The following is a 24,166-nucleotide window of genomic DNA, read 5'->3' on the forward strand; positions in this document are numbered from 1 at the left end:
TGGAGCGTTTGGTTGCGGCCCCTGATGGCCTGCGCCAGTGGCCACAGGCTCTGCCGGCTGATCTAGCAAGATCTGGCGATCACCGGGAAAGCGGGGGAACTGAACAGCCATTTGCCTGCCTCTTGTTTCAATAGTGATGGGGCTAACCGGTGTAGGTGGTTATTGGACAAGATGCAGTTCCCTGACGCTACCTATAAGCTTTTTACAAACCGGTAAGCACACAGCAACCCCAGCGCCCTAGGTCCATCGCCGTAACAGCACGCCCTGCATGATGGGTTGCTGGTCAATGGTTTCCAATGACTGAAGAAACGCTGGCCGCATGTTAGCCAAGTACTCCCGTGTACCGCTCCATCGGGTCACCACCGCTGCCAGCAGTTCTGGCCCACCCGGTGCCTGAGGCTGCCAATCGTCACCGCTGGTAAACAGGTCGCTGAATACGGCCCACTGCTGATACAGGCTCTGACGTGCGCCTTCTGCCAGCAGGGCCAAGGTGGCCTCGTCCGCCGCCGGCAACCATCGTTCCGGGTAATCGATCACGCCGATGGCCGAATAACAGTTGCTTGCAATAAAGATCAGGCTGCGCACCTGCTGAGCGCGGGTGGGACCATGGGCCGATAGCAGGCCGGAGCCAGAGTATTTCAGGCCCAGCCCTATGAGGATGGCGGCACTTTCCGTCAGCACCTCGCCCTCGGGTGTGAGCAGTGTAGGCACCTGGCACAACGGGTTGACCCGCTTGAGCCAATCCGTGCCTGTGCCCTGCTCCCATGAACTGGCAGCTACCCATTCGTAGTGAACCTGACACTGCTGCAACGCCGCCTCGATGGCCACAGCGCCCGAACGATTTGCGCCAAACAGTGTGTACATGGAGGTCACTCCGGCGTGAAAACCTGAAGCATAGAACAACGTGAGCCCGAGCCCGTGTTGCTGCTTCCTGCCCACGCATGGCAGAAACCCCTGTGGGCGTTCGCGCAGCGCGGGCGTAGCGCGGGTGCAGCGCGGGGGCAGCGAAGCGAAGCGGGCGAACCGGACAGCCGCCACACCGCAGCGCTCACAGATTCCCGGCCTCCGCCTTCGGCTGCGACCAGTCCTACACCCTTCTACGCACGGCAAGGTTAAGCGCCGACAGCCTCCGCATGAGTGCTCAACAGCTCAGCCAACGCTTCGGCAGCCGGCCCCAGGGCTCGCTCACTGCGCGAGATAATACCGATACACCGGTTCAACGCCGGTTCCTCCAAGGGGATACAGGCCAGGGTTTCGTGCCCTTGCACAGCGGACTCTGGCAGTAGGGTCATGCCTAGCCCCTGCTGTACCAAGGCGATGGCCGTGGACATGTAGTTGGCTTCGATCTGACGATGCAACCGCAAGTGGCGGTCCTCGAACAACCGCTCCACCTGCATGCGCACACTGCTGTCGCGCCCGGTCAGGATCATGGGCTGCGCGTCCAGGTGTGCCAAGGTAAGAGGCCGGCCATCGTTAAGCGGATGGTCCAGCGGCAGCAATAGGCAGATACGGTCCACGAGCAACGGTTCAAACCGGAGCCCGGCGGCACTTCGGGGCGCCACGCTGAGGCCGAAATCCACACCACCGGCGCGCACCTGGTCTTCCACTTGCTGGGCGACCACATCGCGCAGGCGTACCTCAATGCCGGGGTGAAGGTGGCCGAAATGCTTGAGGGCCACGGGCAGCAGGCTGGAGCACAGCGAGGGTAAGGCCGCCAGTTCAACCGTTCCCCGCCTGAGCGCCGCAAGGTCACGGTTGCTAGCGACCAGGTTGTCCAGGTCCAGCAGCAGTTGCTCCATGTGCGGCAGGTTCTGGCGGCCGGCTTCGGTCAGCTCCAGGTGGCGAGGGCCGCGGTCCAGCAGGGCCACGCCCAGCCACTGTTCCAGCTGTTGAACCTGCACGGTCAGTGCCGAGGGCGAGAGATGAAGCTGTGCGGCGGCTTTGGCGAAGTGGCCTGCGTGAGCCACGGTGACAAAGGCACGAATGGACTGGATCGCGTTTTTCATTTTGTTTTCTCGAACGTGCCGGGCTGCATATTTCAATTTACAACATGGCAGTGGCGTTCCAATACTCGGCACACAACAATAAACCAGCCTTCGGTAGCCCAGCGCCCGCAAGGCCTTACGGAGAGCTGCCATGCTCGCGTTCGCCGGTCTCGTGACCATTGTCTGCCTGCTTGTGGCTGTGATGAGCAAGCGCCTGTCCCCACTGGTTGCCCTGATCGCGCTACCGATCATTGCCGCCCTGCTTACTGGCTTCGGCCTTCAGACCAGCGCCTTCATCATTACGGGCATCAAGAACGTGGCGCCTGTTGTAGGCATGTTTGTGTTCGCCATTCTGTTTTTCGGGGTGATGACCGATGCCGGCATGCTAGATCCCATCATCGACCGCATTCTCAAAACCGTTGGCACGCGGCCCACGCGCATTGTGTTTGGCACCGCCCTGCTGGCCTTGCTGGTGCACCTGGACGGCTCGGGCGCAGTGACCTTCTTGGTGACCGTACCGGCCATGCTGCCCCTGTACACCCGCCTGGGCATGGATAAGCGCATTCTGGCCTGCGTGGCGGCCATGGCGGCCGGGGTCAACTTCCTGCCTTGGACGGGGCCGGTGCTGCGTTCGTCGGCAGCGCTGCATGTGCCTGTGAGCGAGCTGTTCCAGCCGCTGATTCTGGTGCAACTGGTAGGGCTAGCGTTCGTGTTCGCCTGCGCCTGGGGATTAGGGTTGCGCGAAGAGCGCCGCCTTGGCCTGGGGGCGGGCATGTCGGCCAGTGAGGTGATGCCACAGCGCACCCTGACACCGGAAGAAGAAGCCCTGCGCCGCCCCACGCGGTTTGTGGCGAACCTGGTGCTGACCGTGGTGGTGATGGCCGTAATGATCGCGGGCTGGGTGGACCCGGTCGTGATGTTTATGGTGGGGACAGTACTGGCCCTGTGCCTGAACTACCCCAATGTGGACGCCCAGCGTGCCCGCATCGATGCCCACGCCAAAACGGCCCTCACCATGGCCAGTATCCTGCTGGCTGCGGGGGTATTCACCGGCATCATGCAAGGCACCGGCATGCTTAAGGCCATGGCCGAGGTGGGCGTAGGTGCGATACCGCCGGGCCATGGTTCACTGATTCCGGCGGTGGTGGGCTTTATCTCCATGCCCCTGAGCCTGCTGTTCGACCCAGACTCCTACTACTTCGGGGTAATGCCGGTGATCGCAGAGGTGGGGCGCTCGCTGGGTATCAGCCCACTGCAAGTGGCGCAGGCGTCGTTGCTGGGGGTTCACACCACCGGCTTCCCGGTCAGCCCGCTCACCCCGGCGACCTTCTTGCTGGTAGGCCTGTGCAAGATCGACCTGGCCGATCACCAGCGCTTTACCATCCCGTTCCTGTTCGCCGCTTCAGTGCTGATGACCCTGACGGCCCTGCTACTGGGAGTGTTCTGAATGAAAACCCTGAGAATTGGCTGCGGTGCCGGCTATTCCGGCGACCGTATCGAGCCTGCAGTGGAACTGGCTGAAAAAGGCGACCTGGACTACCTGGTGTTCGAATGCCTGGCCGAACGCACTATCGCCCTTGCCCAGCTGGACCGGCTGAGCAACCCCAAAGGCGGCTACGACCCCCTGCTACTGGAGCGCATGCGCCGGGTGCTGCCGTTCGTTCATGGCTCGGCCGGGCGCGGACGCCGCTTGCGAGTGATCACCAACATGGGCGCGGCCAATCCGGCCCAGGCGGCCAAGGCCGTGGCCGAGCTGGCCACGTACCTGGGTTTTACCGGCCTGCGGATAGTGGCCCTGCGTGGTGACGACGTACTGGCCACCTTGCAGGCCAACCCTGAGTACAGGCTGGACAATGGTCAATGCCTGGCCGACCTGGGCAACCGACTCGTCTCTGCTAACGCTTACTTGGGTGTCGACGGCATCGTAGGGGCGCTGGCAGCGGAGGCTGACATCGTGATCACTGGCCGTGTGGCCGACCCGTCCCTGTTCCTGGCGCCTCAGATATTCGAGTTCGGCTGGGCGCTGGATGATTGGGCAAGGCTGGGCCAAGGCACGTTGACCGGACATCTGCTGGAATGTGCGGGCCAGATCACCGGTGGCTATTTTGCCGACCCCGGCCGTAAGCACGTACCCGACCTGGCCCGCCTGGGCTTTCCCATCGCCCAGATTGATAGTAGTGGCCAGGCCACCCTTACCAAGGTGCACGGCAGTGGTGGACGTATCGACCGGGCAACCTGCACCGAGCAGGTGCTGTACGAAGTGCATGACCCAGCGTGCTACCTCACCCCCGACGTGAGCGCAGATTTCAGTACGGTGGACTTTCGGGAAACCGGTGAAAACCAAGTGCTGGCGTTTGGTGCAACAGGCCAGGCCAAGCCTGAGCACCTCAAGGTGTCGGTAGGGTTTCTGGATGGCTGGATCGGTGAAGGGCAAATGGCCTATGGCGGTCCCAATGCTGTAGCGCGTGCCCAACTGGCTGGGGAGATTGTCCAGGAACGGCTTCGTTTGATGGGCGTGCCTGTTCAGGAAGTGCGGGTAGACCTCATCGGCATGAATGCCCTCTATGGCGATACATTGACCAGTGGCTGTGAACCCAGCGAAGTCCGCCTTCGGGTAACGGCTCGCTGCGCGACGCAGGACCAAGCAGGGCAGATCGGTAATGAAGTGGAAACGCTGTACACCAACGGCCCGGCCGGCGGCGGCGGTGCCAGCAAGCAGGTGCGTCACGTGGTGGCGGTGGCGTCCTTGCTGCTGCCACGTTCGGCGGTTGCGCTGGAACTAATTGAGGAGGTGTCCTGATGAAGGTATCAACGCTGGCTGACTTGGCCCATGCTCGAACGGGCGACAAGGGCGACACGTCCAATATTTCGGTGATTGCCTACCGCGCCGAAGATTACGCATTGCTCCGGGAGCGTGTGACCGCAGAGGCGGTGGCCGCGCATTTCAAGGGCCTGCTGGGCCCAGCCGCTTCCCAAGTGAGGCGTTACGAGCTGCCCCAGCTCAATGCGCTGAACTTCGTGCTACCAGGCATGCTCAAGGGCGGGGTAACCCGATCGCTGGCCCTGGACGCCCACGGCAAAACCCTAGGCGCGGCGTTGTTGGCGCTGGCGTTATAGCGAGCGCTCAGGCTCAGATGCCACCCCCGCCAAGCGAAGCGTGTCTCGCCCGCCTCGCTTGGACGCATACAAGGCGGTGTCGCCCTCCTCGATCAAGGCCGCCAGGCTGGCTGGGGGCGACAGAAACTGGCTGGCGCCAATGCTCAAGGTCACCGCCGCCGGAGTGGCATGGGCCTGCAGCGCGGCCTGGTTGAACTGGTCGCGCAACCGGTTGCCCACGGCCAGTACCTGCTCCAGCGAAGCCTGCTGCCACAGCAAAATGAATTCATCACCGCCCAGGCGTGCCGCCAGGCCGCCCTGTGGTAATACCGTGCGGATCAATTGGCTGAGCGTTACCAGCAGCCGATCACCTGCCGCATGGCCGAACAGGTCGTTCACCAGCTTGAAGTTGTCGATATCGATCAGCAGCATGGCGCCGGGGCTAGCATCACTGGCCTTGCTTAGCTGCGCGGGCGCCTGCGTCTCTAGCGCCCGGCGGTTGTACAGCCCTGTGAGAGGGTCATGTGCCGCGATTCGGGCCATCCGGGTTTCCCGGCGGTAGCGCTCGGTACCGGTCATGGACAGGGCGATGAGCATGATCGCCATCGCCCCTTCTACCAAAGACACCTGAATGATCAGGCCACCAAAAGTGGCCAGGTCGATCAGGGTGCCAGGCGTCAGGGCAATGACCACCTTGAGGCCATAGAACAGGCCATGGCCCAGCAACACATAACGCAGTTGCACGGCCCCTTCACTCAAGGAGCGACCGTGGGGGCGCAATAGCGCGCTGGCGCGCAGCATCAACACGGCCACCAGGGAAGAGTTCGCTGCCAGCATGAGCTTGGACCACCACGGTGCAGCGGGGAGCAGCAGCAAAGCGCACCAGCCCGCAAAGATGAGGTACCAGGCCCGAGACAGGCGCGTGCGCGTGAACCGTGCAACGCCCAGCAGAAACAGCCAGTGGGCCACGACCAGCAGGCCATTGGCAAACCAGATGCCCAGGGTCAGCAGCCCGCTGAGGCGCAGCAGCGCCAGGGTCGAACCTACCGTGATCGTGGCAAACCCTGCGCTCCAGAACAGCAGCGACGGCTGGCGCACGGTGCGCCACTCCAGCCCTAGGTACAACGCAGCGGCGGCTGCCAGTGCGACAGTCAGGGTCAACAAGGTTGGGGGGTCGAGCAGCATGGAGGGCGTGCCTGATAGCGTTGCGCTTGAAAGCAGCAGTGTAAGCGTTCAGGCGAGGTTTTCAGAGAGGTAATCGTCGAATGGATGTCTATGTGCCACTACTTATCCACTTCCCCTCCCAAGGCCTGCCTGGACCCTGCGATGAGCAGGGCCAAGGGAGGCACAGTTGCCGTCAGTATTTCCAGGTCACTGAAGCGGTGAGGTTGCGCGGTGCGCCGTAGCTGGCAGCCGTCTGGCTGTAGAGCGAGCGCAAATACTTGCGGTCGGTCACGTTGTTGAAGTTCAGCGCAGTGCTCCAGTGACTGTCGATGTCGTAGCTGGTCAACAGGTCCACCACGGCGTAGGCATTCTGGCGAATGTCGCTGTTTGCCGTGTTCTCGATACCACTCTGCCAGCTCACGCGGGTGCCCACGTGGGCCTTGGGCAGCCAAGGCAGGCGGTAGCTGGCCAAACCGTGGAAGCTGTGGGTGGGCACGTACTTGCGGGTGTGATCGCCGTCTTCGTCGTCGATGCGCACGTAGGTGTAGCCGGCCAGCAGATCCAAGCCGGGGTAGGCTTCGCCGGAGGCTTCCAGTTCGATGCCGTGGCTCTTGTAGTCCACGGGGTTATATACGCTTTGGCCACCAATGAAGCCCAGGTACTCGCCCACATGTTGCTGGCTGGTCTTGAACACGGCGGCAGTGAGGTCCAGCCGGTTGTCCAGCAGGCTGCCTTTCACGCCCGCCTCCACGCTCTTACCTTCCATGGGCTCAAGCAGCGCGTTGTCTACGCCCACTACATACTGCGGGGTGAAGATCTTGGTCCAACTGGTGTAGGCCGCCCATTCCTTGTTCAAGTCGTACACCAGGCCGGTGTAAGGAGTGACCTTGCCGTGTTCACGCGTGTCATGGGCCGCGCCATAGTTCAGGCCCGAGCCGTCGGCACTGAGCATGCGCGCACCCACGATCCAGTGCAGGTCATCCGTGAGGCTGAATCGCGTGCCGGCGAACAGGCTTTTCTGGGAGTCCTCGAAGTTCTGGGTGTTGCCATCGCTGGTGAACGTAAATGAAGGGTGCGCTGACTGGCCAGCCAGAATGCCTGCGAAGGAGGTGTTGAAATAGCCGCCGTCGACCGAGTCGTATTCACGCGCCTTCTGGTGAGTACGCCCATAGCTGGCGCCTAACGTGAGCGAGTGCTCGCGCCCGAATAGCGTGAATGGGCCAGACACTTTCGCCTCGCCTACCAAGTGGTGAGCCTTGCTGGAAGTATCTGCCGCGAACACCAGTGCATCGTCATCCTGCACACCGGCCACGTAGAACATGTTGGTGTCCTGGTATTCGGTAATGCCCGTGGCGGTCAACGTTGCGTTCCAGCCATTATCGAAGGCGTGGGTCAGCTCAGCGAACACCCGTTGAGTGTGCATGTTCCAGTAGGTCCAAGGCTGGCCTACGTTGGAACTGCGGCTGCTGTAGTGGATGGGGTTGCCACTGTCATCGACCAGGGGCAGGTTACCCCAGGTGCTGCCGTTGGAATCACTGTTGTGCTGGGAAAAGCCCACGGTGAGGGTATCCCGCTCGCTCAGGTCGAACGCCAGCAGGCCGGCGGCCACGTTGCGTTCGTGGCTGTAGCGGTCCATCCATGAATTGCCTTTGTCGTGGGCATAGATAAAGCGCCCACGCACATTGCCTGTGGGGGTAAGCGGCCCGGATACGTCCACATCTACCCGGCGACTGTCCCACGAACCCACGCTGGTGCCCACCTGGGCCTGGAACTCCCGGGTTGGGCGCTTGCGCACAAAATTGACCGTGGCCGAAGGGTTGCCGGTGCCGCTCATCAAGCCATTGGCGCCGTGCAACACGTCGATCTGCTCATACTCGGCCAGGTCCTGCTCACCGATCAGGGTGAACTGCGAGAACGGCATGCCCACCCCATCGTATTCGAACGTGGTGATGTCAAAGCCCCGCGAGGTGAATTCTGTACGGTCGCTTTCGCTCTGCTCCACCGTCACCGACGGCGCCGAACGCAGGGCGTCCTTGATCCCGTTGATCTTGAAGTCGTCCATCTGTTGCCGGGTGACGGTGGTGATGGCCTGGGGGGTCTGCTTCTTGGTCATCCCCAGCTTGGTGGTGCTCGAAGACGGCGCGCCGCGATAGCCTACGGTTTCAGTGTCGTCCTGGGCAGAGGAGTCTTGAACCTGTGTGGTGGGCAGGGTAACAACGTCATCATCGGCAGCGAAGGCCATAGGCATGGCGCTGCAGGCACCTGCAAGCAACAGAGTGGCACGGAGGCAAGGTTTCAAGGGCGCGGGTCTCAAGGGCGATAAGGTAGGCCGCGATTCTGAAACAAAATGTGAATGAGAACCAGATACGTTAGCGAATATTTTTACATTTTTTTCACATCCGCTTTCCGGGAGCATTAGCTGTACTGCAAAGGCGACATCTGGCCTATCACAGGACGACAGGTCATAGGCTTACACGATCTACATAAGCTTCAAAAAACCAGTCAGGGATAGCTTCTGCTCGGTACTTGGTGCCGTTCACCGTTCAGCTCTTGAGTTCCGCTTATTCGGCGAACCGCAATCACTTCCCCTACCGTTACTTTGCGCCGAGGCTTTGCTTTAGCAACGATCGTTTTGACGCCCGTTGATGACATTCGGACAAGATCTCCGGCAGCCACGCGTAAGACCTCACCACGGCTACCAAGCGCACGGACATACGCGACCAGCGTAGCCCTCTGCGCAAGCTCTGGGACGCCACGCTCTAATGCGTCCATATCCGACTCGGAGAGATCGATAGGTAGCACACTCATAAAAGGTTTCTCCCAACCAGAGGCATCAGCATAACGCCAAGTTTTTTCTTGCAAAAGGCTGCCCATGTTACTTCAAAAAACCAGGCGCTATGCCAAACGTGCTAAACGCCTTCCACCACCACAATCCTCGCCACCCCTGCCCCCTCGCGGTAACTCAAAGCTTCCTGATATTCAGGCGAGTTGTAGCACGCCACCGCCTGCTCGTAGGTATCAAACTCGATTACCACTACACGCTGGGGGGCAGGGCCGTTTTCCATCGCCTGGGAACGGCCTCCTCTGGCAAGGATGCGACCGCCATATTTAGCGAAGGCGACGGGGCCACGGGTGGTGTATTCCTTGTATTGCTCAGGGTCGGTCACGTCGACCTGTGCGATCCAATAGCCTTTCATTAACGGTGCCTATGCGTTTTGTCTTGGAACAGGGTATGCCAGAAAACAGCACTTCTGGCACGTCGGAACGGCCATGTCGTCCGATAGCATAGACACTCTTCTCAATGATTACCCCCCCTCGGCATCTGGGTGCTGATACCGAGGGGAAAGGGCTCAAGTCTTGAACCGGCGCACCAGCCCGTTCAATTCATCAGACAGCGACGTCAGGTGAGTAGCCTCGCCGCGTGTGGCTTCAGCCAGTTCTGCAACGCGCTGGGCGCCGCCGTGGATGTCGCCGATATTGCGGTTGATGTCTTCAGCCACCTGGTGCTGCTCCTCCGCCGCCGTTGCAATCTGGGTATTCATGTCCCGGATAACGTCCACCGATTCACGGATGCGCTCGAAGCTACCCCTTGCTTCACTGATCGATTGAACAGTGTCCTTGGACATGCGCAGGCTGGCATCCATCTGATCGCCCATGGACTGGGTACGCCGGGCGAGGTTGCCCAGCAACGTGTCGATCTCGCCAGTGGAATCGGCCGTGCGCCGTGCCAGCGCTCGAACTTCATCCGCTACCACGGCAAAGCCCCGTCCTTGGTCGCCCGCTCGGGCCGCTTCGATGGCAGCGTTTAGCGCCAGCAGGTTGGTCTGCTCGGCAATGGAGCTGATGGTGCTAAGGATGGACTGAATGTCACTGCTTTCTTGGCGAAGCTGGCGCATGGCATCGGCAGACACTTCAATCTCGCCACTCAACCGCCCTACCCGTTCCACGGCCTGGTCGATCTGCATCTGCCCGTCCCGCACCTGGCGCTGGCCGTTGTCCGCCGACTCCGCTGCCTGGCTGCACGAACGCGCCACTTCGTTGGACGTGGCAACCATTTCGTGGAACGCCGTGGACACCATATCGACCGCTACACGCTGCCGGTCGGCCGTCTGCGCCAGGTCTTCGGCCACCTTGATCGAATCTTGGGAGGACTGGTGGATCTGCCCGGACGCCTGGCCAATGCGCTGGATCATGCTAGCAATGGCGCCAAGGAACCGGTTGAACCAACCGGCCAGCTGGGCCGTTTCATCCTTGCCTCGCACCTCCAGGCGCTTGGACAAATCCCCCTCGCCCTGGGCAATGCCTTCCAGCCCTGTGGCTACCGCATGGATCGGACGTACCAGCAGGCCGGCGAACACACCGCCCGCGATGGCAAAGGCCAGTGCACTCACCACAGCGATGACCACAATCAGCCAAGTCAAGGACACCGCGCTTTGCATCACCTCAGCTTTGGGCACTAGGCCGATGAAGCGCCAGCCCAGCTTGTCCGACGGGAAAATATTAGCCAAGTAGGGCTGGCCGTCCAGCGTCACCTCCGTCAGGCCCCTTCCCTGCTTGTCCAAGGTTTCGTAGGCGCCGCCCAGCGCCGACAACTGCTTGAAGTTGTGATCCGGCTGTTTAGGGTCTACCAGTACGGTACCGTCTTGGGTGGCGAGCATCACGTAGCCGTTGTCACCCAGCTTGATCTGCCCAACCAGGTCGGTCAGCTGGCGAAGGGACACATCGATACCGACCGCGCCCATGGGCACCCCTTTCGGCCCGTCGACCGTGCGCACAATGCCAAGCAGCACGACTTTGTCAGGCGCCCAGTAATACGGCGCGGTGTGCACCACCTGGCCTGGTTTGGCCATAGCTGCCTGGTACCAAGGGCGCTTGCGAGGATCATAGTCGTCCAGTTGCCCGTCCGGTTTGGAGGCATAGCCACCGTCTACGCTGCCCAAGGACGCGTATGCGTAGGCTGGATGGGACTTGAGCATCTGGTCCAGTATCGGTAATGCCTGGCCATCCTGATCACCTACCGTGCGATCGTTGGCCATGTAGCGTGACAAATGCCCCTCAAGCCCCTGGAAGGCAGGGTAGTTCGCCAGCAACGTGATGTTCTGGTCGATGCCTTCGAAAAACAGCTGCATTGCTGTTTCGACCTGGCGGATTTCCCGCCCGCTGTTGGTTTCGAACCCCTCACGCGCATTGTCCCGAAGGTTGAACACCACGACCGCCGCGACCAGTACTACAGGTAACGCGGCGATCATGGCAAACGCCAACACCAGCTTCTGCTTGATTTTCATGCAGCCATCCCCAAACGTGCAAAGGCCAACCCCTTGCGCTAAACCCTATTGCGGTAGGCCGATAGGCCGGTGGTGAGGTTCTTCTGCCACCTCGGGGCTGGGCACATCCCTTGTGTCGCTTGTTAACGCCATCGGCGGCACACGCCAAAAGCATAGGTAAGCCGAGATGAAATTTGTCAGCTTTCGTACTTGAGACCGCGGGATAAATCGGCCAGCTCTTGGCAATTGTTCCAAAAACACAAGCGCAACACGGCCGTGCAGACCGGCGGCTATTGAGGCGAACAAGATGCCGCGCTAATATTTAGCGTGAAAAAGGCACTTTGATATCACGCTCCTTCTTTTGTCCGCCTGCCCCGGATGTGCACCGATGACCCAGCCTGCTCCTACCCCTATCAACGAAGCCGCCCGGCTGCGCCGCCTGGCGAGCCTGTGCCTGAACGAGCAGGCCCAAGACCCTGTGTTCGAGGACCTGATAGACCTGGTACAGGCTTACTTCAAGGCACCTATTGCGCTGATTTCAATCCTTGAAGGCCAGCACCAGTGGTTCAAGGCCAGCCGGGGTACGTGCGTAAAGCAGACACCAAGGGAGATGTCTTTTTGTGGCTACGCCATTCTGGACGACGATGCCTTTGTGGTGCCTGATGCCACGCTGGATGAGCGCTTCCAGGGCAACCCGCTGGTAACGGGCTCGCCCTATATTCGGTTTTACGCCGGCATGCCTTTGAAAACCGAAGACGGCTTGGGCCTGGGTACGTTGTGTGTGATCGATACCCAGCCACGGCCCCCTTTGAGCCCCACCGATATCGGGGTATTGAAACGGTTTGCTTCACTGGTAATGCACAGAATCACCGGGCTGCGGACCACTACCTTCTATGACCAGCACACGGGGTTGCTGAACCCGTTGCGCCTGGAGCAAGACATTGCGGCCCGGCGCCACCAGCCGCTGCAGTCGCTGGTGGCCATCGATATGGTGGCGCCGCAGATGCTCAACGACATTGTGAAAGCCTTGGGTTATGAGTTTTCACTGCACTTGATGCGGGCGATGCATGCCGAACTCATCAAGCTGCTACCGGCTCAAACACCCCTTTACCGGATGAGCCACACCCGGATCGGTTTTTTCATGGAAGGCGGCCCCAGCGCTGCCAGCAATGCGCTATTTAACAGTATCGCGCAGCGCTTCAAGCGGCCCTTGATGTGTGAGGGCATTCCTATCCAGACCCAGATCGGCATCGGCGCTATTGAGCTGGATTACCAGCAACCCGGCATGCCTAACTGGGTACGCAAGGTGATTGGGGCTTCGGATGACGCCCGTGTTAATGGCAAAGGCTGGGCCTGGTATGAGGCAGGCCTGGGCCGGGCGCAGCAGCGCACATTCCTGCTGCTGAGCGCATTGGCAGAGGCCTTGCAAAGCCCGGATCAACTGCGCCTGGCCTACCAGCCACGCTTCGATACACACAGTGGCCAGATGCTTTCGGCTGAGGCATTGCTGCGCTGGGAACACCCGTTCCTAGGCGAGGTAAGCCCCGGGGAGTTCGTACCGCTGGCTGAACGAACCTCCATGATTCGCCCTTTGAGCCTGTGGGTCATTCGCCATGCAGTGGCCCAAGCCCTGAAGTGGCACCGGGCAGGCAACAGCTTGAAGGTGTCAGTAAACGTGTCCGCCGAAGACCTGGATGGCCCCCACTTCACCGACACCTTGCTAGGCCTGCTCGCCGAGAGTGGCTTGCCGCCGCGCCTGCTGGAGCTGGAGTTTACCGAAAGCGCTTTGTGCAGAAGCCCCGAACAGGTTAGAGAGCAGCTGGAACGGCTGCGCTTGATTGGTATTGATGTGGCCATTGATGACTTCGGGACGGGCTACAGCAACTGGACCTACCTGCGACAACTCCCTGCCACGGCCATCAAGCTGGACCGCTCGCTGATCTGCAACATCACCCAGGATGAAACAGACCGTCGGCTCGTGGAAACCCTTATTGGGCTGGGGTCACGACTGGGGTATCGCATTGTGGCTGAGGGCGTTGAGACTGCTGCCACCCTGGACCTGCTGCAGCAGGTAGGCTGCCACGAGGTACAGGGCTATCACCTGGCGCGGCCCATGGAGTTGCAGGCCTTCGAACGGTGGCGGGCCCAGCGTGCATACCGCGCCACCAGCGCCACTGCCCTATAAAGCCTGCCGGTCGACGCCGTTAGCCCTGAACAGCCACGAGAACGCCTGCTCAAGGGTGGGGGAAGCCGTCTCCAGAGGGGCAGCGGCCATCTGCTCTGAGGTTCGTTGAAACAGGGCCTTCACACCTGGGAGCACCGCCACGGGCATATGGGCGGCCTGAAGCTGACGCTCGGCCTCCTCGACCTCCTTCAGGCGGCGAGGCGCGTGCACCACGTGGGTACGGATCAAGGTGCCTAGAAACGACCGGAGGCTGGCCTGGTCAATGTCGCTCAGTGCTTCGTGCAACTGGTCCGTCACGCCCTGCTTTTCCGCCGCCATGAAACACTCTATGGTCAGTGCTTCCAGCCCCTTGGTGAACACGCTGCGCAGAATCTTCAAGGCCGCCGCATCGCCAGCCGCGCCGCCTTCAACCTGCTTTAAGGGCGCACCTGCGCAGGCATAGAGGTCCAGGGCCTGGGCAATTCCGGTACCGGCCCCGAGAAGGCTGGTCTTTTCATGGGTCAGGGCGATCGCCCCCAGGATGGCAACGTCCACATAGGCAATGCCACGCTCAGACGCGATGCCAGCGGCCTGCCGGATCTTGGCAGGGTCCGCCGTTGTCATGTCCACATACAGGGCCCCTGCTGGCATAGCTGCAAAAGCCTGCTCTGCCACGGCCAGCGACACGGTCCCAAATACGCACGACACCACCGCCTCGCAGCTAGGCACCGCCTCGGCAATCGATGTAAACAGCGCCAGCTCATGCTCGTTAGCGAATGCCACGGCCCGCGAGGAAGGCTTAAGGTCGCACAGCACAATCTCATAACCCGCAGCTGCCCATGGGCGTGCATAGGTCAGGCCGACTTCGCCAGCACCGATGATTGCAATCTTCATTGTTTATCGTCCACTTCAATGGGCGGCATAGGCGCCTTTGTAGGTTCCGGCAGCAATTTGCGCCAGCATGTCGGCTTCTTTGCGCTCTGTTGCCAGGCATTGCTCCAGCAGGGTATGCGCCTGGGCTGCGGGGAAGGCCACGATCCCGTCATGGTCCCCTACCACGATATCCCCCGGTGAAATGATCAGGCCGCCGATGCTGACGGGTACATTGATATCACCCGGCCCGTTTTTATAAGGCCCCCGATGGTAGCCCGCACGCGCGAACACCGGGAAACTGCCCCGGCCAATGGTCGCCAGGTCGCGGATAGCGCCATCCACCACTACACCCACCGCTCCGCGCTTCTGGGCGATGGCGGCCATGATGTCCCCCATCAGCGCCCGGCTCACATCCCCCCCTCCGTCTACCACCAGCACGTGCCCAGGGCCTATGAGTTCGAGGGCCTGGTGAATGGCACGGTTGTCGCCCGCAGGCACTTTCACGGTCAGGGCGATGCCTGCCATGGTGCCCTCGATGCGGTGGAACGGCTGCAAGGGCGCCCCCGGCAGCCGATCCAGGCAATCGCTAATGATCGAAGTGGACGTGCGAGAGAACGCTGCCACCAGTGTATCGATATCGGGAATTGAAGCAGTCAGGGTCATGGGTACGCCTCGGGTAGCAGATAGTTCGAGGATAGAGCCGTATGGGAATAGAAAAAGCGATATTATGGGATGCCCATACATGCCCAGCAGGAATGAACATGATCAACTTGCGGCAGCTCCTGACACTTCACTGGATCGAGCGGCTAGGCACCTTTGAACGCGCCGCTGAGCAACTCAATACCACGCAGTCGGCCATTTCCAAACGCGTGCAAGAATTGGAGGCCTCCACTGGGCTCAAGCTGTTCGACCGCTCACAGCGTGGCGCGCGGTTGACCACTGCCGGAGAAGAGCTTCTGGTCATTGGGAGGGAAATGCTCGGCCTAGCCGACCGCATCACGGCCTTGAAAGACGGCACTCACGTCACCACACGCCGGCTCAGGCTTGGCGTGACAGAACTGACTGCCTGGACGTGGCTGCCTCGGCTGGTCACCCGGTTAGTCGCTGATTACCCCGGCCTTACGGTGGCACCTGAAGTGGACATGAGCCGTAACCTTCACGAGCGGCTGATGGATGACCTGATAGACCTGATCATCATCCCCGACACGTTCACGGCACCTGAGGTAACGAGCCTGCCCCTGGCCCATGTGGAAAATGCCTGGATGGCCGCCCCTGGGCTTATCCCTCATTCAGGGACGGTATCACTGGCCGAGCTGGCCCGATACCCGATGCTGGTGCAGGGTAAAAAGTCCGGCTCTGGCCTGTTCGTCAACACCTGGCTGAGGGCACGGGGCATTGACCTGCCCCAGACGCTGTCCTCAGACAGCCTGATGGCCATGCTGGGCCTGACCAGCGCTGGGCTGGGCGTGACCTACCTGCCGCTGGAGTGCTTCCGGCCGTTCGTGGATGACGGCAAACTCACTGTCATCCACACTGAACCCGAGCTGCCGCCTGTTCCCTACATGGCCATGTACCGCAACGACCGCCCCTCGTCTTTTGTAGCAGAGGTGGCGGCTTTAGCAGCAACGCTGTGCGACTTCTCTACCCAGCTGCAGCGCTAAGCTCCTTGGGCATCGCTTCTGCGCGTATTACGCCTGGGCAGGCGCTGTTTTTGCAGCCGGTTCGGAAATGGTCAGTACAAAGGCCAAAGCAGCCAATGAGCATACGCCCAGGAACAGGAACACGGCGGTCCAGCTATAACTGTCCAACAACAGGCCGGCCACCAGCGGCGCCATGGCACCACCAGCCTGGCCCGCCGTATTGACCACCGAGGCGGCTACCGGGTATGTGGTGCGTGTGGTCAGGCTCATGGAATAAACGGAAAAAGACGAATACCCCACGTTCAGCAAAAAACCGGTCCCGAACAGTAGCAGGCTCACCGCGAGCAGGCCATTAGGCGCGTACACCAGAGCGATCATCATGGCGCAGGTGGCCACGGCACTGATCATCATGGTGGGCTTTCTACGGCGGGCCAGCAGGGTGTCAGACAGCCAGCCGCCTACGATATTGCCCAGCACGCCGCCTACAAAAGGCAGTGCAGCCACAAACCCTACCTGCATCAGTTCAAAATGCTTCACTTCGCCCAGGTATTTAGGCAGCCAGGCCAGCAGCACGTTGACCACACCTGTCATCAACAGGTAGCCCAGGCCGCAACCCCACACGTTCCAGGACCTGAACACCGAGCGCGATGTTTCCAAGGGGGCAACCGGTTTATAGCGCAAGGCTTTGTCCCACGCACCGAAGTCCTTGGGTGCCTGCACTGGCCCGCTGCGCGCTGCGGCCTGGCCTTCGATATGCTCGGCTTCGGCCTCGTTGACGCGCTTGGATGAGCGCGGCTCGTTGGGCACCATCCACCACCACACCAGGGTCATGATCACGCCAGGGATGGCAAAGGCGATGAACATGGTGCGCCAGCCGTCCAGCAGGATCAGCGCCGCCCCAATGGGCGGGGCAATCACTGCGCCCATTTTGGCCGCCGATAGAAACGCACCCGTGGCCGTGCCCTTCTCTCCTGGCGGGAACCAGCGATTGATGGTGCTGAGCATGGACAAGGGCAGCGCCGCTTCCGCCAGGCCAAGGGCTGACCGGTAGACCTTTAGCAACAGGAAATTATGGGCTGTTCCAATCAGCAGCGTGACCACGGAGGTGGCTGCGATAGACACCGGCGCCACTAGCCGAACGCCCAGGCGGCTGAGCACGAAGCCTGCTGGAATCTGCCCTAGGGAATAGAACAGAAAAAAGGCACTTACCAGCAACCCGGCCTGCGCATTGGTGGCCCCAAACTCTTTTTGTATGTACGGCAATGCGATGCCGATATTGGCACGGTCTGCCGCAGCCAGCATGTACACCAGCACAATGACCCCAAGCACCACCCAGCGGTATCTGGACTGCTTGACCTGAGTTACCGCTGCCGCTTGATCAGTTACCTGAGTGGTCGCAAATTCCGCCATAGGGCCCTCCCTTTCTTATGTTTATTGGACCCCGCTATAGTCAGCGTTTGCCGACAATATAAAAGCGATAAATAAGCACAGTTTTCTATTCCCCTCTGGAATAAGAGTACGGTGCTTGTGGTGCCTGGGTAGGCGCATCTTCTGGCCAGCGCGGCATCAATGAAGGCGTCCGGGGCTGCCGCCAGCAAGCACTCGGGCAAGTCCGCCTTTTTGGGCGAACAGGAAACAGTGAAACGCCTTGGCCGCAGTGCGATAGTTGATCGCGGCCATGGCGTCTAGGGCAGGCACCACGGCCAGCGAAGCGCGCGCCATCACCGCTCCAGGAGGGTCCAGTGCCAGGCGATAGCCCACCCTCATGCCTCGGTCATGGCCGACCATGGGAAGTGGACGCCGCCCGTCCATATACGCCTCCGTGCTTGCAAGGTTGTCAGAAAGGCCCTGCCCGCGCCTGCTTTTGACACGGCAGCCGCGGGTAGGTTATCCAGTAAAGGGCCTTCCTGCCTATTACACTCTGGAGACGCTGGATGCTAACGCTTGCCACCCTGCCCAAGATCATTACCTTCGACTGCTACGGTACCCTGGTTCAATGGCACCATGCCGTGCAGCAGGCCGCCGCTGCCCTTCTCGAAAGGCACCAGGGAGCCACGCCTCCACACGCGCAAGCTTTGGCATTAGCTGACCGGCTACGGGCGATCACAGTCGAGCGCCAGCAGCAGTCCCCGTTTTGTACCTATGACAATGTACTGTGTACGGGCCTTGAGCAGGCGCTTGAGGAAGCCGGGCACACGGCCACGGCCCAGGACATGAACACCCTGCTGGCAATCCTAGGTAGGATCCCCCCTCACCCGGAGGTGCCCGATGTGCTGGCTTGCCTGCGTGAGCGTTACCAGGTCGCGATCATCAGTAACACCACTGACCAACTGATCGGCGGCACGGTGAGCGCTTTGGGTACGCCTATCGACTTTGTGATTACGGCAGAGCAGGCACAGGCGTACAAACCCGACCACCGACTGTTCCTTCATGCGCACGAAGTGATGGGGGTTACCAAAGAGCAAACGATCCATGTCGCCATGGGCCAGTTCTCGGACTTGAAAGTGTGTAAGGAACTGGGCATCCGCTGCGTGTGGATTAACCGCAAGGGCGAACCGCTCAATGCGGACTGGCAGCCTGATGCTGTCTTGAAAGACTTGTCCGGGCTGCCAGCACTGCTAACGCCATGAGCCTGTGCCCAACCTAGCCACAGATGATTTTCGGGCACTGGCCAATGCCACTATGGGGCCCGTCCGCGTAACTGGCGCCAGCACAGGCCATCAGCACTGAGAAAACTACGATGCTTACTTTTTTCATGATGCACCTCATGTTTAGGTAGTGGTAAGGCACACAACCGTGCCTGCTCACTAGGTGGCGAGGCCCTCCTATTCAGTTCCCTCAGAGTTAACCCTATGCTTCACAGACAGCTGATCCGGCGCTTGGACCTGCTCACTCTCCAGCTTTTCGTGGCGGTCCACGAGGAAGGCACGCTCACCCGTGCAGCGTCGCGTGAGGCCATTGCGGTGTCGGCCGCCAGCAAGCGCTTGATGGAGTTGGAGGGCGCCCTGGGTATCGCCCTGTTTTCGCGTACCGCCAAGGGCATGGCGCTGACAGCTGCCGGAGAAACACTGCTGCACCACGCGCGTCGCATGCTGGCCGAGGTAGACAAAGTAGGCATCGAAGTTGGCGAACACCTCCAAGGCCTGAGGGGGTATGTGCGCATGTTGGCCAACCTTTCGGCCATTATCGAGTTTCTGCCCGAGGACCTGCACCGCTTCGTGTCGACCCATGACCAGGTTAAGGTCGACCTGGAGGAGCGCCCCAGCAACGGCGTTGTGGACGGGATCATCGACGGCGTGGCCGACCTGGGTATCTGTTCCATGGACAGCGACACCCAAGGCCTGTGCAGTGTGCCGTATCGCACTGATCGGCTGGCGGTGGTCATGCGCGGCGATCACCCTCTGGCCCATCACACCCAGGTGGCCTTTGCCGACACCCTGGCGTACGACCACATCGGGCTGCATGCAGCCAGTTCAATCAATCAGCGGGCTCACGCAGCCGCCAGAGCGCTGGGTACACCCCTACGTGTGCGCATTCATGTACCGGGGTTCGATGCAGTGTGCCGCATGGTCCAAGCCAACATGGGCATCGGGGTGTTGCCGCACAGGGCCTACGAGCTGTTCGGCCAAGGCCTGGGGCTGACGATGGTGGGGCTGAGTGACCCTTGGGCCCACCGCACCTTGATGTTGATAGCCCGGGAGCGCCATGGCCTGTCACCGGTGAGCCGCCTGCTGTTCGACCACCTGCAATCACCGCAACCTCTTTGAGGGCGTTCGCAAAGCGCGAACGCCTTTTTCCAATGCACGGTTGGCACCTTGCGCGTAGAAACCTCTAGGCTTGGGTCAAATTCCAAGAACCATCGAGGTTGCGCCATGACTGCACTGAGCGGTATCCGTGTGATTGAAATCGGCACGCTTATAGCGGCCCCCTTCGCCGCACGCATGATGGCCGAGTTCGGGGCCGAGGTGATCAAGATCGAAGCCCTTGGCCAAGGCGATCCCCTTCGCAAGTGGCGAAAGCTGCACGAAGGCACCTCACTCTGGTGGTACCTGCAATCGCGAAACAAGAAATCCCTGGCACTGAACCTTAAATCGGCCGAAGGCATCGAGATCGTCAAGCACTTGGCTGAAAGCGCTGATGTGCTGATCGAAAACCTGCGCCCTGGCGCCTTGGAAAAGCTGGGCTTGGGCTGGGATGTATTGCATGCGCTGAACCCCAAGCTCACCTTGGTACGCATCTCTGGCTACGGCCAGTCCGGCCCCTACCGTGACCGACCGGGTTTTGGGGCCATCGGCGAAGCCATGGGCGGTATTCGCTACACCACCGGCAACCCCGATACGCCCCCTGCCCGTGTAGGCGTGAGCCTAGGTGACTCGCTGGCCTCCATGCATGCAGTGATGGGCGCACTGATGTCCTTGCTACGGGTCAAGAGCGGCCAAGGCGACGGCCAGGTCGTTGACGTGTCCCTGGCCGAGAGCGTGTTCAACGTCATGGAAAGCCTGGTACCCGAATACGCCATGCTGGGCCACGTACGCGAGCGCAGTGGTGGTGCCTTGCCCGGCATCGCGCCTTCCAATACCTACCCCACCGCAGATGGTGGCTACGTGGTGATCGCGGGCAACAGTGACCCCATTTTCAAGCGTTTGATGACCGCCATTGGCCGCCCGGACCTTGCCGAGCGCCCGGCCTTTGCTCACAACGATGGCCGCGCCCGTGAAAGCGACCTGCTGGACCAGGCCATCAGCGAATGGAGCGCCAAGCGCCCTGTCACCCAGGTGCTCGAGGCCTTGGAACAGGCACAAGTGCCTGCTGGGCGTATCTATTCGGTGGCCGACATCGTGGCCGACCCCCACTACCAGGCCAGGGGCATGATCCTGGACACCGAACTACCGGGCGGTGCAGCGGTGAAAATGCCCGGCATCGTACCTAAGCTGTCGGCCACACCAGGCGTTGTGAATTGGCAGGGGCCAACTCTGGGGCAGCATACACAGGCTGTACTGGCCGACTTGGGCCTAAGCGACAGCGCTATTCAGCGGCTGAAAGACGAAGGGGTGGTGCAATGATCACCGATTATTCAGAGCGCCTGATCGTCCAGGAAGTTGCACCGCGGGACGGCCTGCAAATCGAACCAACCTGGGTGGGCACTGCAGACAAGATCAAGCTGATCGACCAGCTTTCATTGGCCGGCTTCACCCGGATCGAGGCCGGGGCCTTTGTGTCGCCCAAAGCTATTCCGGCCCTGCGCGATGGTGAGGCGGTGTTTCAAGGCATTACACGCCGGCCAGGGGTTGTTTATGTGGCGCTGATCCCCAATCTGAAGGGCGCGCAACGGGCGCTTTACGCCAAGGCAGACGAGCTGAACCTGGTGCTTTCGGCCAGCCAGAGCCATAACCTGGCCAACATGCGCATGACCCGAGAGCAGTCGATGACAGGGTTTGCAGAGGTAGTGGCCCTGGCGAAGGACCAGGGAACGCGACTCAATGGCACCGTCGCCACCACCTTTGGTTGCCCGTTCGAAGGGCCCATCGACGAAACCGTGGTGCTGCGCCTGATCGACGCCTACCAGGCCTTCGGCCTACAGGGCGTGACCCTGGCTGACACCACCGGCATGGCCAACCCGCGCCAGGTGTATCGGTTGGTCACGCAGGTGCTCAAGCAACTGCCCTCAGCGGCATTGACCCTGCATTTCCACAATACCCGCGGCCTGGGCCTGAGCAACGTGCTGGCGGCGTACGAGGCAGGCGCCCGGCGGTTCGATGCCTCCCTGGGGGGGCTGGGCGGTTGCCCGTTTGCACCGGGTGCCTCTGGCAACATCTGCACCGAAGACCTGGTGAACCTGTGCGACGAAATGGGCATCGAGACGGGCATCGACTTGCCGCACCTGATCGAGCTCTCCCGCACCCTGCCCGCCTTGCTCGGCCATGACATGCCAGGGCAAGTGGCGAAGGCCGGGCGCAATCAAGACCTTCACCCGCGGCCCTCAGCAGTGGCGTGAGCGGGGCCAGGCGGCCACAGCCGCCTACCAGACAACAACAAAAATAGAGCAGCCCACCGGGGGCTCGCCTGGAGAACACCCATGTCCGCATCTCTAGTTTCAGAAGGCCGTGGCGCCGCTGCCGTGGCCGACAATGAGAAAGCACTGATCGCAAAAGTGGCGTGGCGCCTGATGCCGCTGATCATGGTCTGCTACCTGTTCGCCTTCTTCGACCGCATCAACATCAGCTTTGCCAAGTTCCAGCTGCAAGCTGACCTGGGCCTGAGCAATACCGCCTACGGCCTGGGTGCAGGGCTGTTTGTGGTGGGTTATGTACTGTTCGAAGTGCCGAGCAATATCATGCTGTACAAGGTGGGCGCCCGGCGTTGGATAGCGCGCATCATGATGTCCTGGGGCGTCGCTACGGCACTAATGGTCTTCGTTACCGCAGAGTGGCAGTTCTATGCGCTGCGCTTTTTGATCGGGGCCATGGAGGCCGGTTTTGCCCCAGGTGTGCTCTATTACCTGACCCTGTGGTTTCCCCAGCATTATCGCGGCCGCATTACCTCCACGCTGTTCCTGGCCTCCGCCTTCGCCGGCCTGATCGGTGCGCCGGTGTCGGGGCTGGTGCTGGGCCATATGGACGGTTTGCTGGCCCTGCGCGGCTGGCACTGGCTGTTCCTGCTCGGTGGCCTGCCCTGCCTGGGGCTGGGCCTGCTGGTGCTGTTTACCCTCAAGGACCGCATCGCAGATGCCCACTGGTTGACCGACACCGAAAAAGCCTACCTGGCCAGCCGTATCAGCGACCACGCCCCCCAGCAGCACGGCTCGTTGCTGTCAGCCGTCAAGCTCCCAGGCTTTCTGATGCTGGGCCTGATCTACTTTCTGATTCAGGTGGCCTCCTATGGGCTTAACTTCTGGGCACCCCAACTGATTCGCAGCGCCGGCACAGAAAGCCCTACAATCATTGGGCTATTGACCGCCATCCCTTACATTTTCGGCGCCGTGACCATGGTAGTGGTTGGGCGGTTATCCGACGCGACCGGCGAACGGCGCAAATTCGTGGGCGGCCTGGTGGTGATGGGCGCCTTGGGCTTCTTCAGCGCCGGCGTGTTCGCCAGCCATACGGTGTCGCTGACTGTGTCGCTGGCGCTGCTGGGCAGCGGCATCATTGCCTCTATCCCAGCCTTCTGGGCCCTGCCCCCTAAGCTGTTGGCCGGTGCAGGCGCAGGGGCGGCCGGCGGCATCGCGCTGATCAATACCCTGGGCCAGTTCGGCGGTATCGTCAGCCCCGTGATGGTGGGTTACATCAAGGACCTCACAGGCAGCACAACACCGGCGCTGTATGTGATCGGTGGCACGTGCCTGCTGGCCGGCGCCCTGCTGATGTGGGGGTTGCCGCAGGCGTTGAGGTCGCTGGACAACCGATAGCGGCGTGATTTTTGACCAGGCCGGCTTGCCGTGCGCTGCCCTGAGCTTGCCAGCCGCACCCTAGGCGGGGGCTAGCCGAACGTCCAGCAAGACGCATGTGCTTACGGCCTCACCTTGAAGGGGGCACAGCATAGTTTTATGAAAGCCTCATGAAAATACTCGAAAAATGGGAACCGGTTCGCGGAAATCGCCATACAGGGACTTCTAACGGACGAGATTTTCCAACATGACAGTGACTGATCACAGGCTGATAAATAGCAATAGGCTTCTCCTCGCCCACCCTGTACAGGCCTAGCCATTGGATTCGATCACGACCCCTCAGGTCCGGGCCAACTACACCGACGCACTGACAGCCAGCTCACAAACTGGTCAGCCGACGGCCGCTAATGGAGCGATGCCTTCATCAATGCCGTAACGCCTGGGCAACACGTTTGTGCCTATGCACTTACCCAGGGACACCTCACGGCTATTTTTACAACCTGCCAGCACTCAGGCTACCTGTCCCCGCCTGCTGCTCAGGAATAGACAAAGCAACAACCCAGTGAGCGAACACTTATGAATTACCGCAACCCCCA

At 61.0% G+C, this 24,166-nt stretch carries 19 protein-coding genes and 2 pseudogenes; 10 read left to right on the forward strand and 11 right to left on the reverse strand.

Going from position 1 to position 24,166, the window contains the following annotated elements; all coding sequences use genetic code 11:
- Positions 1–237: 237 nt before the first annotated feature.
- Together ACSAMW_RS04730 and ACSAMW_RS04735 are read right to left on the reverse strand one after the other, a co-directional pair.
- Positions 238–864 carry a glutathione S-transferase family protein gene (locus tag ACSAMW_RS04730; protein ID WP_500592901.1) on the reverse strand — a complete coding sequence of 209 codons (627 nt, stop codon included), beginning with the start codon at positions 862–864 and terminating at the stop codon, positions 238–240.
- Between the two features lie 248 nt (positions 865–1,112).
- Entirely contained in the window at positions 1,113–2,006 is an 894-nt protein-coding gene (locus ACSAMW_RS04735) for a LysR family transcriptional regulator (RefSeq protein ID WP_500592902.1), read from the reverse strand.
- Positions 2,007–2,136: 130 nt separating this feature from the next.
- Here ACSAMW_RS04735 and ACSAMW_RS04740 point away from each other — a divergent pair, with 130 nt between their 5' ends.
- From ACSAMW_RS04740 to ACSAMW_RS04750, 3 genes are read left to right on the forward strand one after another with little or no spacing between them, the layout of a single operon-like run.
- Positions 2,137–3,432: a CitMHS family transporter gene (locus ACSAMW_RS04740; RefSeq protein WP_500592903.1), complete on the forward strand. Its 1,296-nt coding sequence runs from the start codon at positions 2,137–2,139 to the stop codon at positions 3,430–3,432.
- Positions 3,433–4,785, forward strand: coding sequence for an acyclic terpene utilization AtuA family protein (locus tag ACSAMW_RS04745; protein ID WP_500592904.1), 1,353 nt, complete (start codon positions 3,433–3,435; stop codon positions 4,783–4,785). It abuts the gene before it with no gap.
- Positions 4,785–5,102 (forward strand): AtuA-related protein, encoded by a 318-nt coding sequence (locus ACSAMW_RS04750; RefSeq protein ID WP_500592905.1) that lies wholly within the window; start codon positions 4,785–4,787, stop codon positions 5,100–5,102. The genes ACSAMW_RS04745 and ACSAMW_RS04750 overlap by 1 nt, the downstream gene beginning before the upstream one ends.
- Here ACSAMW_RS04750 and ACSAMW_RS04755 read toward each other — a convergent pair.
- From ACSAMW_RS04755 to ACSAMW_RS04775, 5 genes and pseudogenes are all read right to left on the reverse strand, one after another.
- Complete coding sequence (locus ACSAMW_RS04755) at positions 5,097–6,266, reverse strand: GGDEF domain-containing protein (RefSeq protein ID WP_500592906.1); 1,170 nt, start codon at positions 6,264–6,266, stop codon at positions 5,097–5,099. The genes ACSAMW_RS04750 and ACSAMW_RS04755 overlap by 6 nt on opposite strands.
- A gap of 172 nt (positions 6,267–6,438) precedes the next feature.
- Positions 6,439–8,493 carry a TonB-dependent siderophore receptor gene (locus tag ACSAMW_RS04760; RefSeq protein WP_500592907.1) on the reverse strand — a complete coding sequence of 685 codons (2,055 nt, stop codon included), beginning with the start codon at positions 8,491–8,493 and terminating at the stop codon, positions 6,439–6,441.
- A 661-nt stretch (positions 8,494–9,154) separates the two neighbouring features.
- Entirely contained in the window at positions 9,155–9,442 is a 288-nt protein-coding gene (locus ACSAMW_RS04765) for a DUF1330 domain-containing protein (RefSeq protein ID WP_500592908.1), read from the reverse strand.
- A gap of 153 nt (positions 9,443–9,595) precedes the next feature.
- Positions 9,596–10,099: pseudogene (locus ACSAMW_RS04770) on the reverse strand (methyl-accepting chemotaxis protein); the annotation flags it as partial.
- Between the two features lie 357 nt (positions 10,100–10,456).
- Positions 10,457–11,530: pseudogene (locus ACSAMW_RS04775) on the reverse strand (cache domain-containing protein); the annotation flags it as partial.
- Positions 11,531–11,897: 367 nt separating this feature from the next.
- Between ACSAMW_RS04775 and ACSAMW_RS04780 the strand changes: the two are divergent.
- Positions 11,898–13,694, forward strand: a complete 1,797-nt coding sequence (locus ACSAMW_RS04780; RefSeq protein ID WP_500592909.1) for an EAL domain-containing protein — start codon at positions 11,898–11,900, stop codon at positions 13,692–13,694.
- Here the strand turns inward: ACSAMW_RS04780 and ACSAMW_RS04785 are convergent.
- Positions 13,689–14,567 (reverse strand): NAD(P)-binding domain-containing protein, encoded by an 879-nt coding sequence (locus ACSAMW_RS04785; protein ID WP_500592910.1) that lies wholly within the window; start codon positions 14,565–14,567, stop codon positions 13,689–13,691. The genes ACSAMW_RS04780 and ACSAMW_RS04785 overlap by 6 nt on opposite strands.
- Before the next feature lie 15 nt (positions 14,568–14,582).
- Positions 14,583–15,209 (reverse strand): RraA family protein, encoded by a 627-nt coding sequence (locus tag ACSAMW_RS04790; protein ID WP_500592911.1) that lies wholly within the window; start codon positions 15,207–15,209, stop codon positions 14,583–14,585.
- Positions 15,210–15,307: 98 nt separating this feature from the next.
- Here ACSAMW_RS04790 and ACSAMW_RS04795 point away from each other — a divergent pair, with 98 nt between their 5' ends.
- Positions 15,308–16,207 carry a LysR family transcriptional regulator gene (locus ACSAMW_RS04795; protein WP_500592912.1) on the forward strand — a complete coding sequence of 300 codons (900 nt, stop codon included), beginning with the start codon at positions 15,308–15,310 and terminating at the stop codon, positions 16,205–16,207.
- Between the two features lie 27 nt (positions 16,208–16,234).
- Here ACSAMW_RS04795 and ACSAMW_RS04800 read toward each other — a convergent pair whose 3' ends face one another.
- On the reverse strand, positions 16,235–17,596 hold the full coding sequence (locus ACSAMW_RS04800; RefSeq protein WP_500592913.1) for an MFS transporter: 1,362 nt from the start codon (positions 17,594–17,596) through the stop codon (positions 16,235–16,237).
- 156 nt (positions 17,597–17,752) lie between these two features.
- Positions 17,753–17,998 (reverse strand): hypothetical protein, encoded by a 246-nt coding sequence (locus tag ACSAMW_RS04805; RefSeq protein WP_500592914.1) that lies wholly within the window; start codon positions 17,996–17,998, stop codon positions 17,753–17,755.
- A 122-nt stretch (positions 17,999–18,120) separates the two neighbouring features.
- On the opposite strand from ACSAMW_RS04805, the gene ACSAMW_RS04810 reads away from it, so the two are divergent.
- From ACSAMW_RS04810 to ACSAMW_RS04830, 5 genes are all read left to right on the forward strand, one after another.
- Positions 18,121–18,816, forward strand: a complete 696-nt coding sequence (locus ACSAMW_RS04810; protein WP_500592915.1) for a haloacid dehalogenase type II — start codon at positions 18,121–18,123, stop codon at positions 18,814–18,816.
- 222 nt (positions 18,817–19,038) lie between these two features.
- Positions 19,039–19,953, forward strand: a complete 915-nt coding sequence (locus ACSAMW_RS04815) for a LysR family transcriptional regulator (protein WP_500592916.1) — start codon at positions 19,039–19,041, stop codon at positions 19,951–19,953.
- 105 nt (positions 19,954–20,058) lie between these two features.
- Complete coding sequence (locus ACSAMW_RS04820) at positions 20,059–21,249, forward strand: CaiB/BaiF CoA transferase family protein (RefSeq protein ID WP_500592917.1); 1,191 nt, start codon at positions 20,059–20,061, stop codon at positions 21,247–21,249.
- Positions 21,246–22,181, forward strand: coding sequence for a hydroxymethylglutaryl-CoA lyase (locus tag ACSAMW_RS04825; protein WP_500592918.1), 936 nt, complete (start codon positions 21,246–21,248; stop codon positions 22,179–22,181). Before ACSAMW_RS04820 ends, ACSAMW_RS04825 begins: the two co-directional genes overlap by 4 nt.
- Before the next feature lie 81 nt (positions 22,182–22,262).
- Entirely contained in the window at positions 22,263–23,591 is a 1,329-nt protein-coding gene (locus ACSAMW_RS04830; protein WP_500592919.1) for an MFS transporter, read from the forward strand.
- The last annotated feature ends 575 nt before the right edge of the window (positions 23,592–24,166 follow it).

The sequence above is a fragment of the Pseudomonas sp. AB39(2026) genome (assembly GCF_059831485.1).

Excerpts from the sequence above, each read along its gene's own strand:
- ACSAMW_RS04730 (WP_500592901.1), bottom strand. The coding sequence starts at position 864 with ATGTACACACTGTTTGGCGCAAATCGTTCGGGCGCTGTGGCCATCGAG.
- ACSAMW_RS04735 (WP_500592902.1), bottom strand. The coding sequence starts at position 2,006 with ATGAAAAACGCGATCCAGTCCATTCGTGCCTTTGTCACCGTGGCTCAC.
- ACSAMW_RS04740 (WP_500592903.1), top strand. The coding sequence starts at position 2,137 with ATGCTCGCGTTCGCCGGTCTCGTGACCATTGTCTGCCTGCTTGTGGCT.
- ACSAMW_RS04745 (WP_500592904.1), top strand. The coding sequence starts at position 3,433 with ATGAAAACCCTGAGAATTGGCTGCGGTGCCGGCTATTCCGGCGACCGT.
- ACSAMW_RS04750 (WP_500592905.1), top strand. The coding sequence starts at position 4,785 with ATGAAGGTATCAACGCTGGCTGACTTGGCCCATGCTCGAACGGGCGAC.
- ACSAMW_RS04755 (WP_500592906.1), bottom strand. The coding sequence starts at position 6,266 with ATGCTGCTCGACCCCCCAACCTTGTTGACCCTGACTGTCGCACTGGCA.
- ACSAMW_RS04760 (WP_500592907.1), bottom strand. The coding sequence starts at position 8,493 with ATGCCTATGGCCTTCGCTGCCGATGATGACGTTGTTACCCTGCCCACC.
- ACSAMW_RS04765 (WP_500592908.1), bottom strand. The coding sequence starts at position 9,442 with ATGAAAGGCTATTGGATCGCACAGGTCGACGTGACCGACCCTGAGCAA.
- ACSAMW_RS04780 (WP_500592909.1), top strand. The coding sequence starts at position 11,898 with ATGACCCAGCCTGCTCCTACCCCTATCAACGAAGCCGCCCGGCTGCGC.
- ACSAMW_RS04785 (WP_500592910.1), bottom strand. The coding sequence starts at position 14,567 with ATGAAGATTGCAATCATCGGTGCTGGCGAAGTCGGCCTGACCTATGCA.
- ACSAMW_RS04790 (WP_500592911.1), bottom strand. The coding sequence starts at position 15,209 with ATGACCCTGACTGCTTCAATTCCCGATATCGATACACTGGTGGCAGCG.
- ACSAMW_RS04795 (WP_500592912.1), top strand. The coding sequence starts at position 15,308 with ATGATCAACTTGCGGCAGCTCCTGACACTTCACTGGATCGAGCGGCTA.
- ACSAMW_RS04800 (WP_500592913.1), bottom strand. The coding sequence starts at position 17,596 with ATGGCGGAATTTGCGACCACTCAGGTAACTGATCAAGCGGCAGCGGTA.
- ACSAMW_RS04805 (WP_500592914.1), bottom strand. The coding sequence starts at position 17,998 with ATGGACGGGCGGCGTCCACTTCCCATGGTCGGCCATGACCGAGGCATG.
- ACSAMW_RS04810 (WP_500592915.1), top strand. The coding sequence starts at position 18,121 with ATGCTAACGCTTGCCACCCTGCCCAAGATCATTACCTTCGACTGCTAC.
- ACSAMW_RS04815 (WP_500592916.1), top strand. The coding sequence starts at position 19,039 with ATGCTTCACAGACAGCTGATCCGGCGCTTGGACCTGCTCACTCTCCAG.
- ACSAMW_RS04820 (WP_500592917.1), top strand. The coding sequence starts at position 20,059 with ATGACTGCACTGAGCGGTATCCGTGTGATTGAAATCGGCACGCTTATA.
- ACSAMW_RS04825 (WP_500592918.1), top strand. The coding sequence starts at position 21,246 with ATGATCACCGATTATTCAGAGCGCCTGATCGTCCAGGAAGTTGCACCG.
- ACSAMW_RS04830 (WP_500592919.1), top strand. The coding sequence starts at position 22,263 with ATGTCCGCATCTCTAGTTTCAGAAGGCCGTGGCGCCGCTGCCGTGGCC.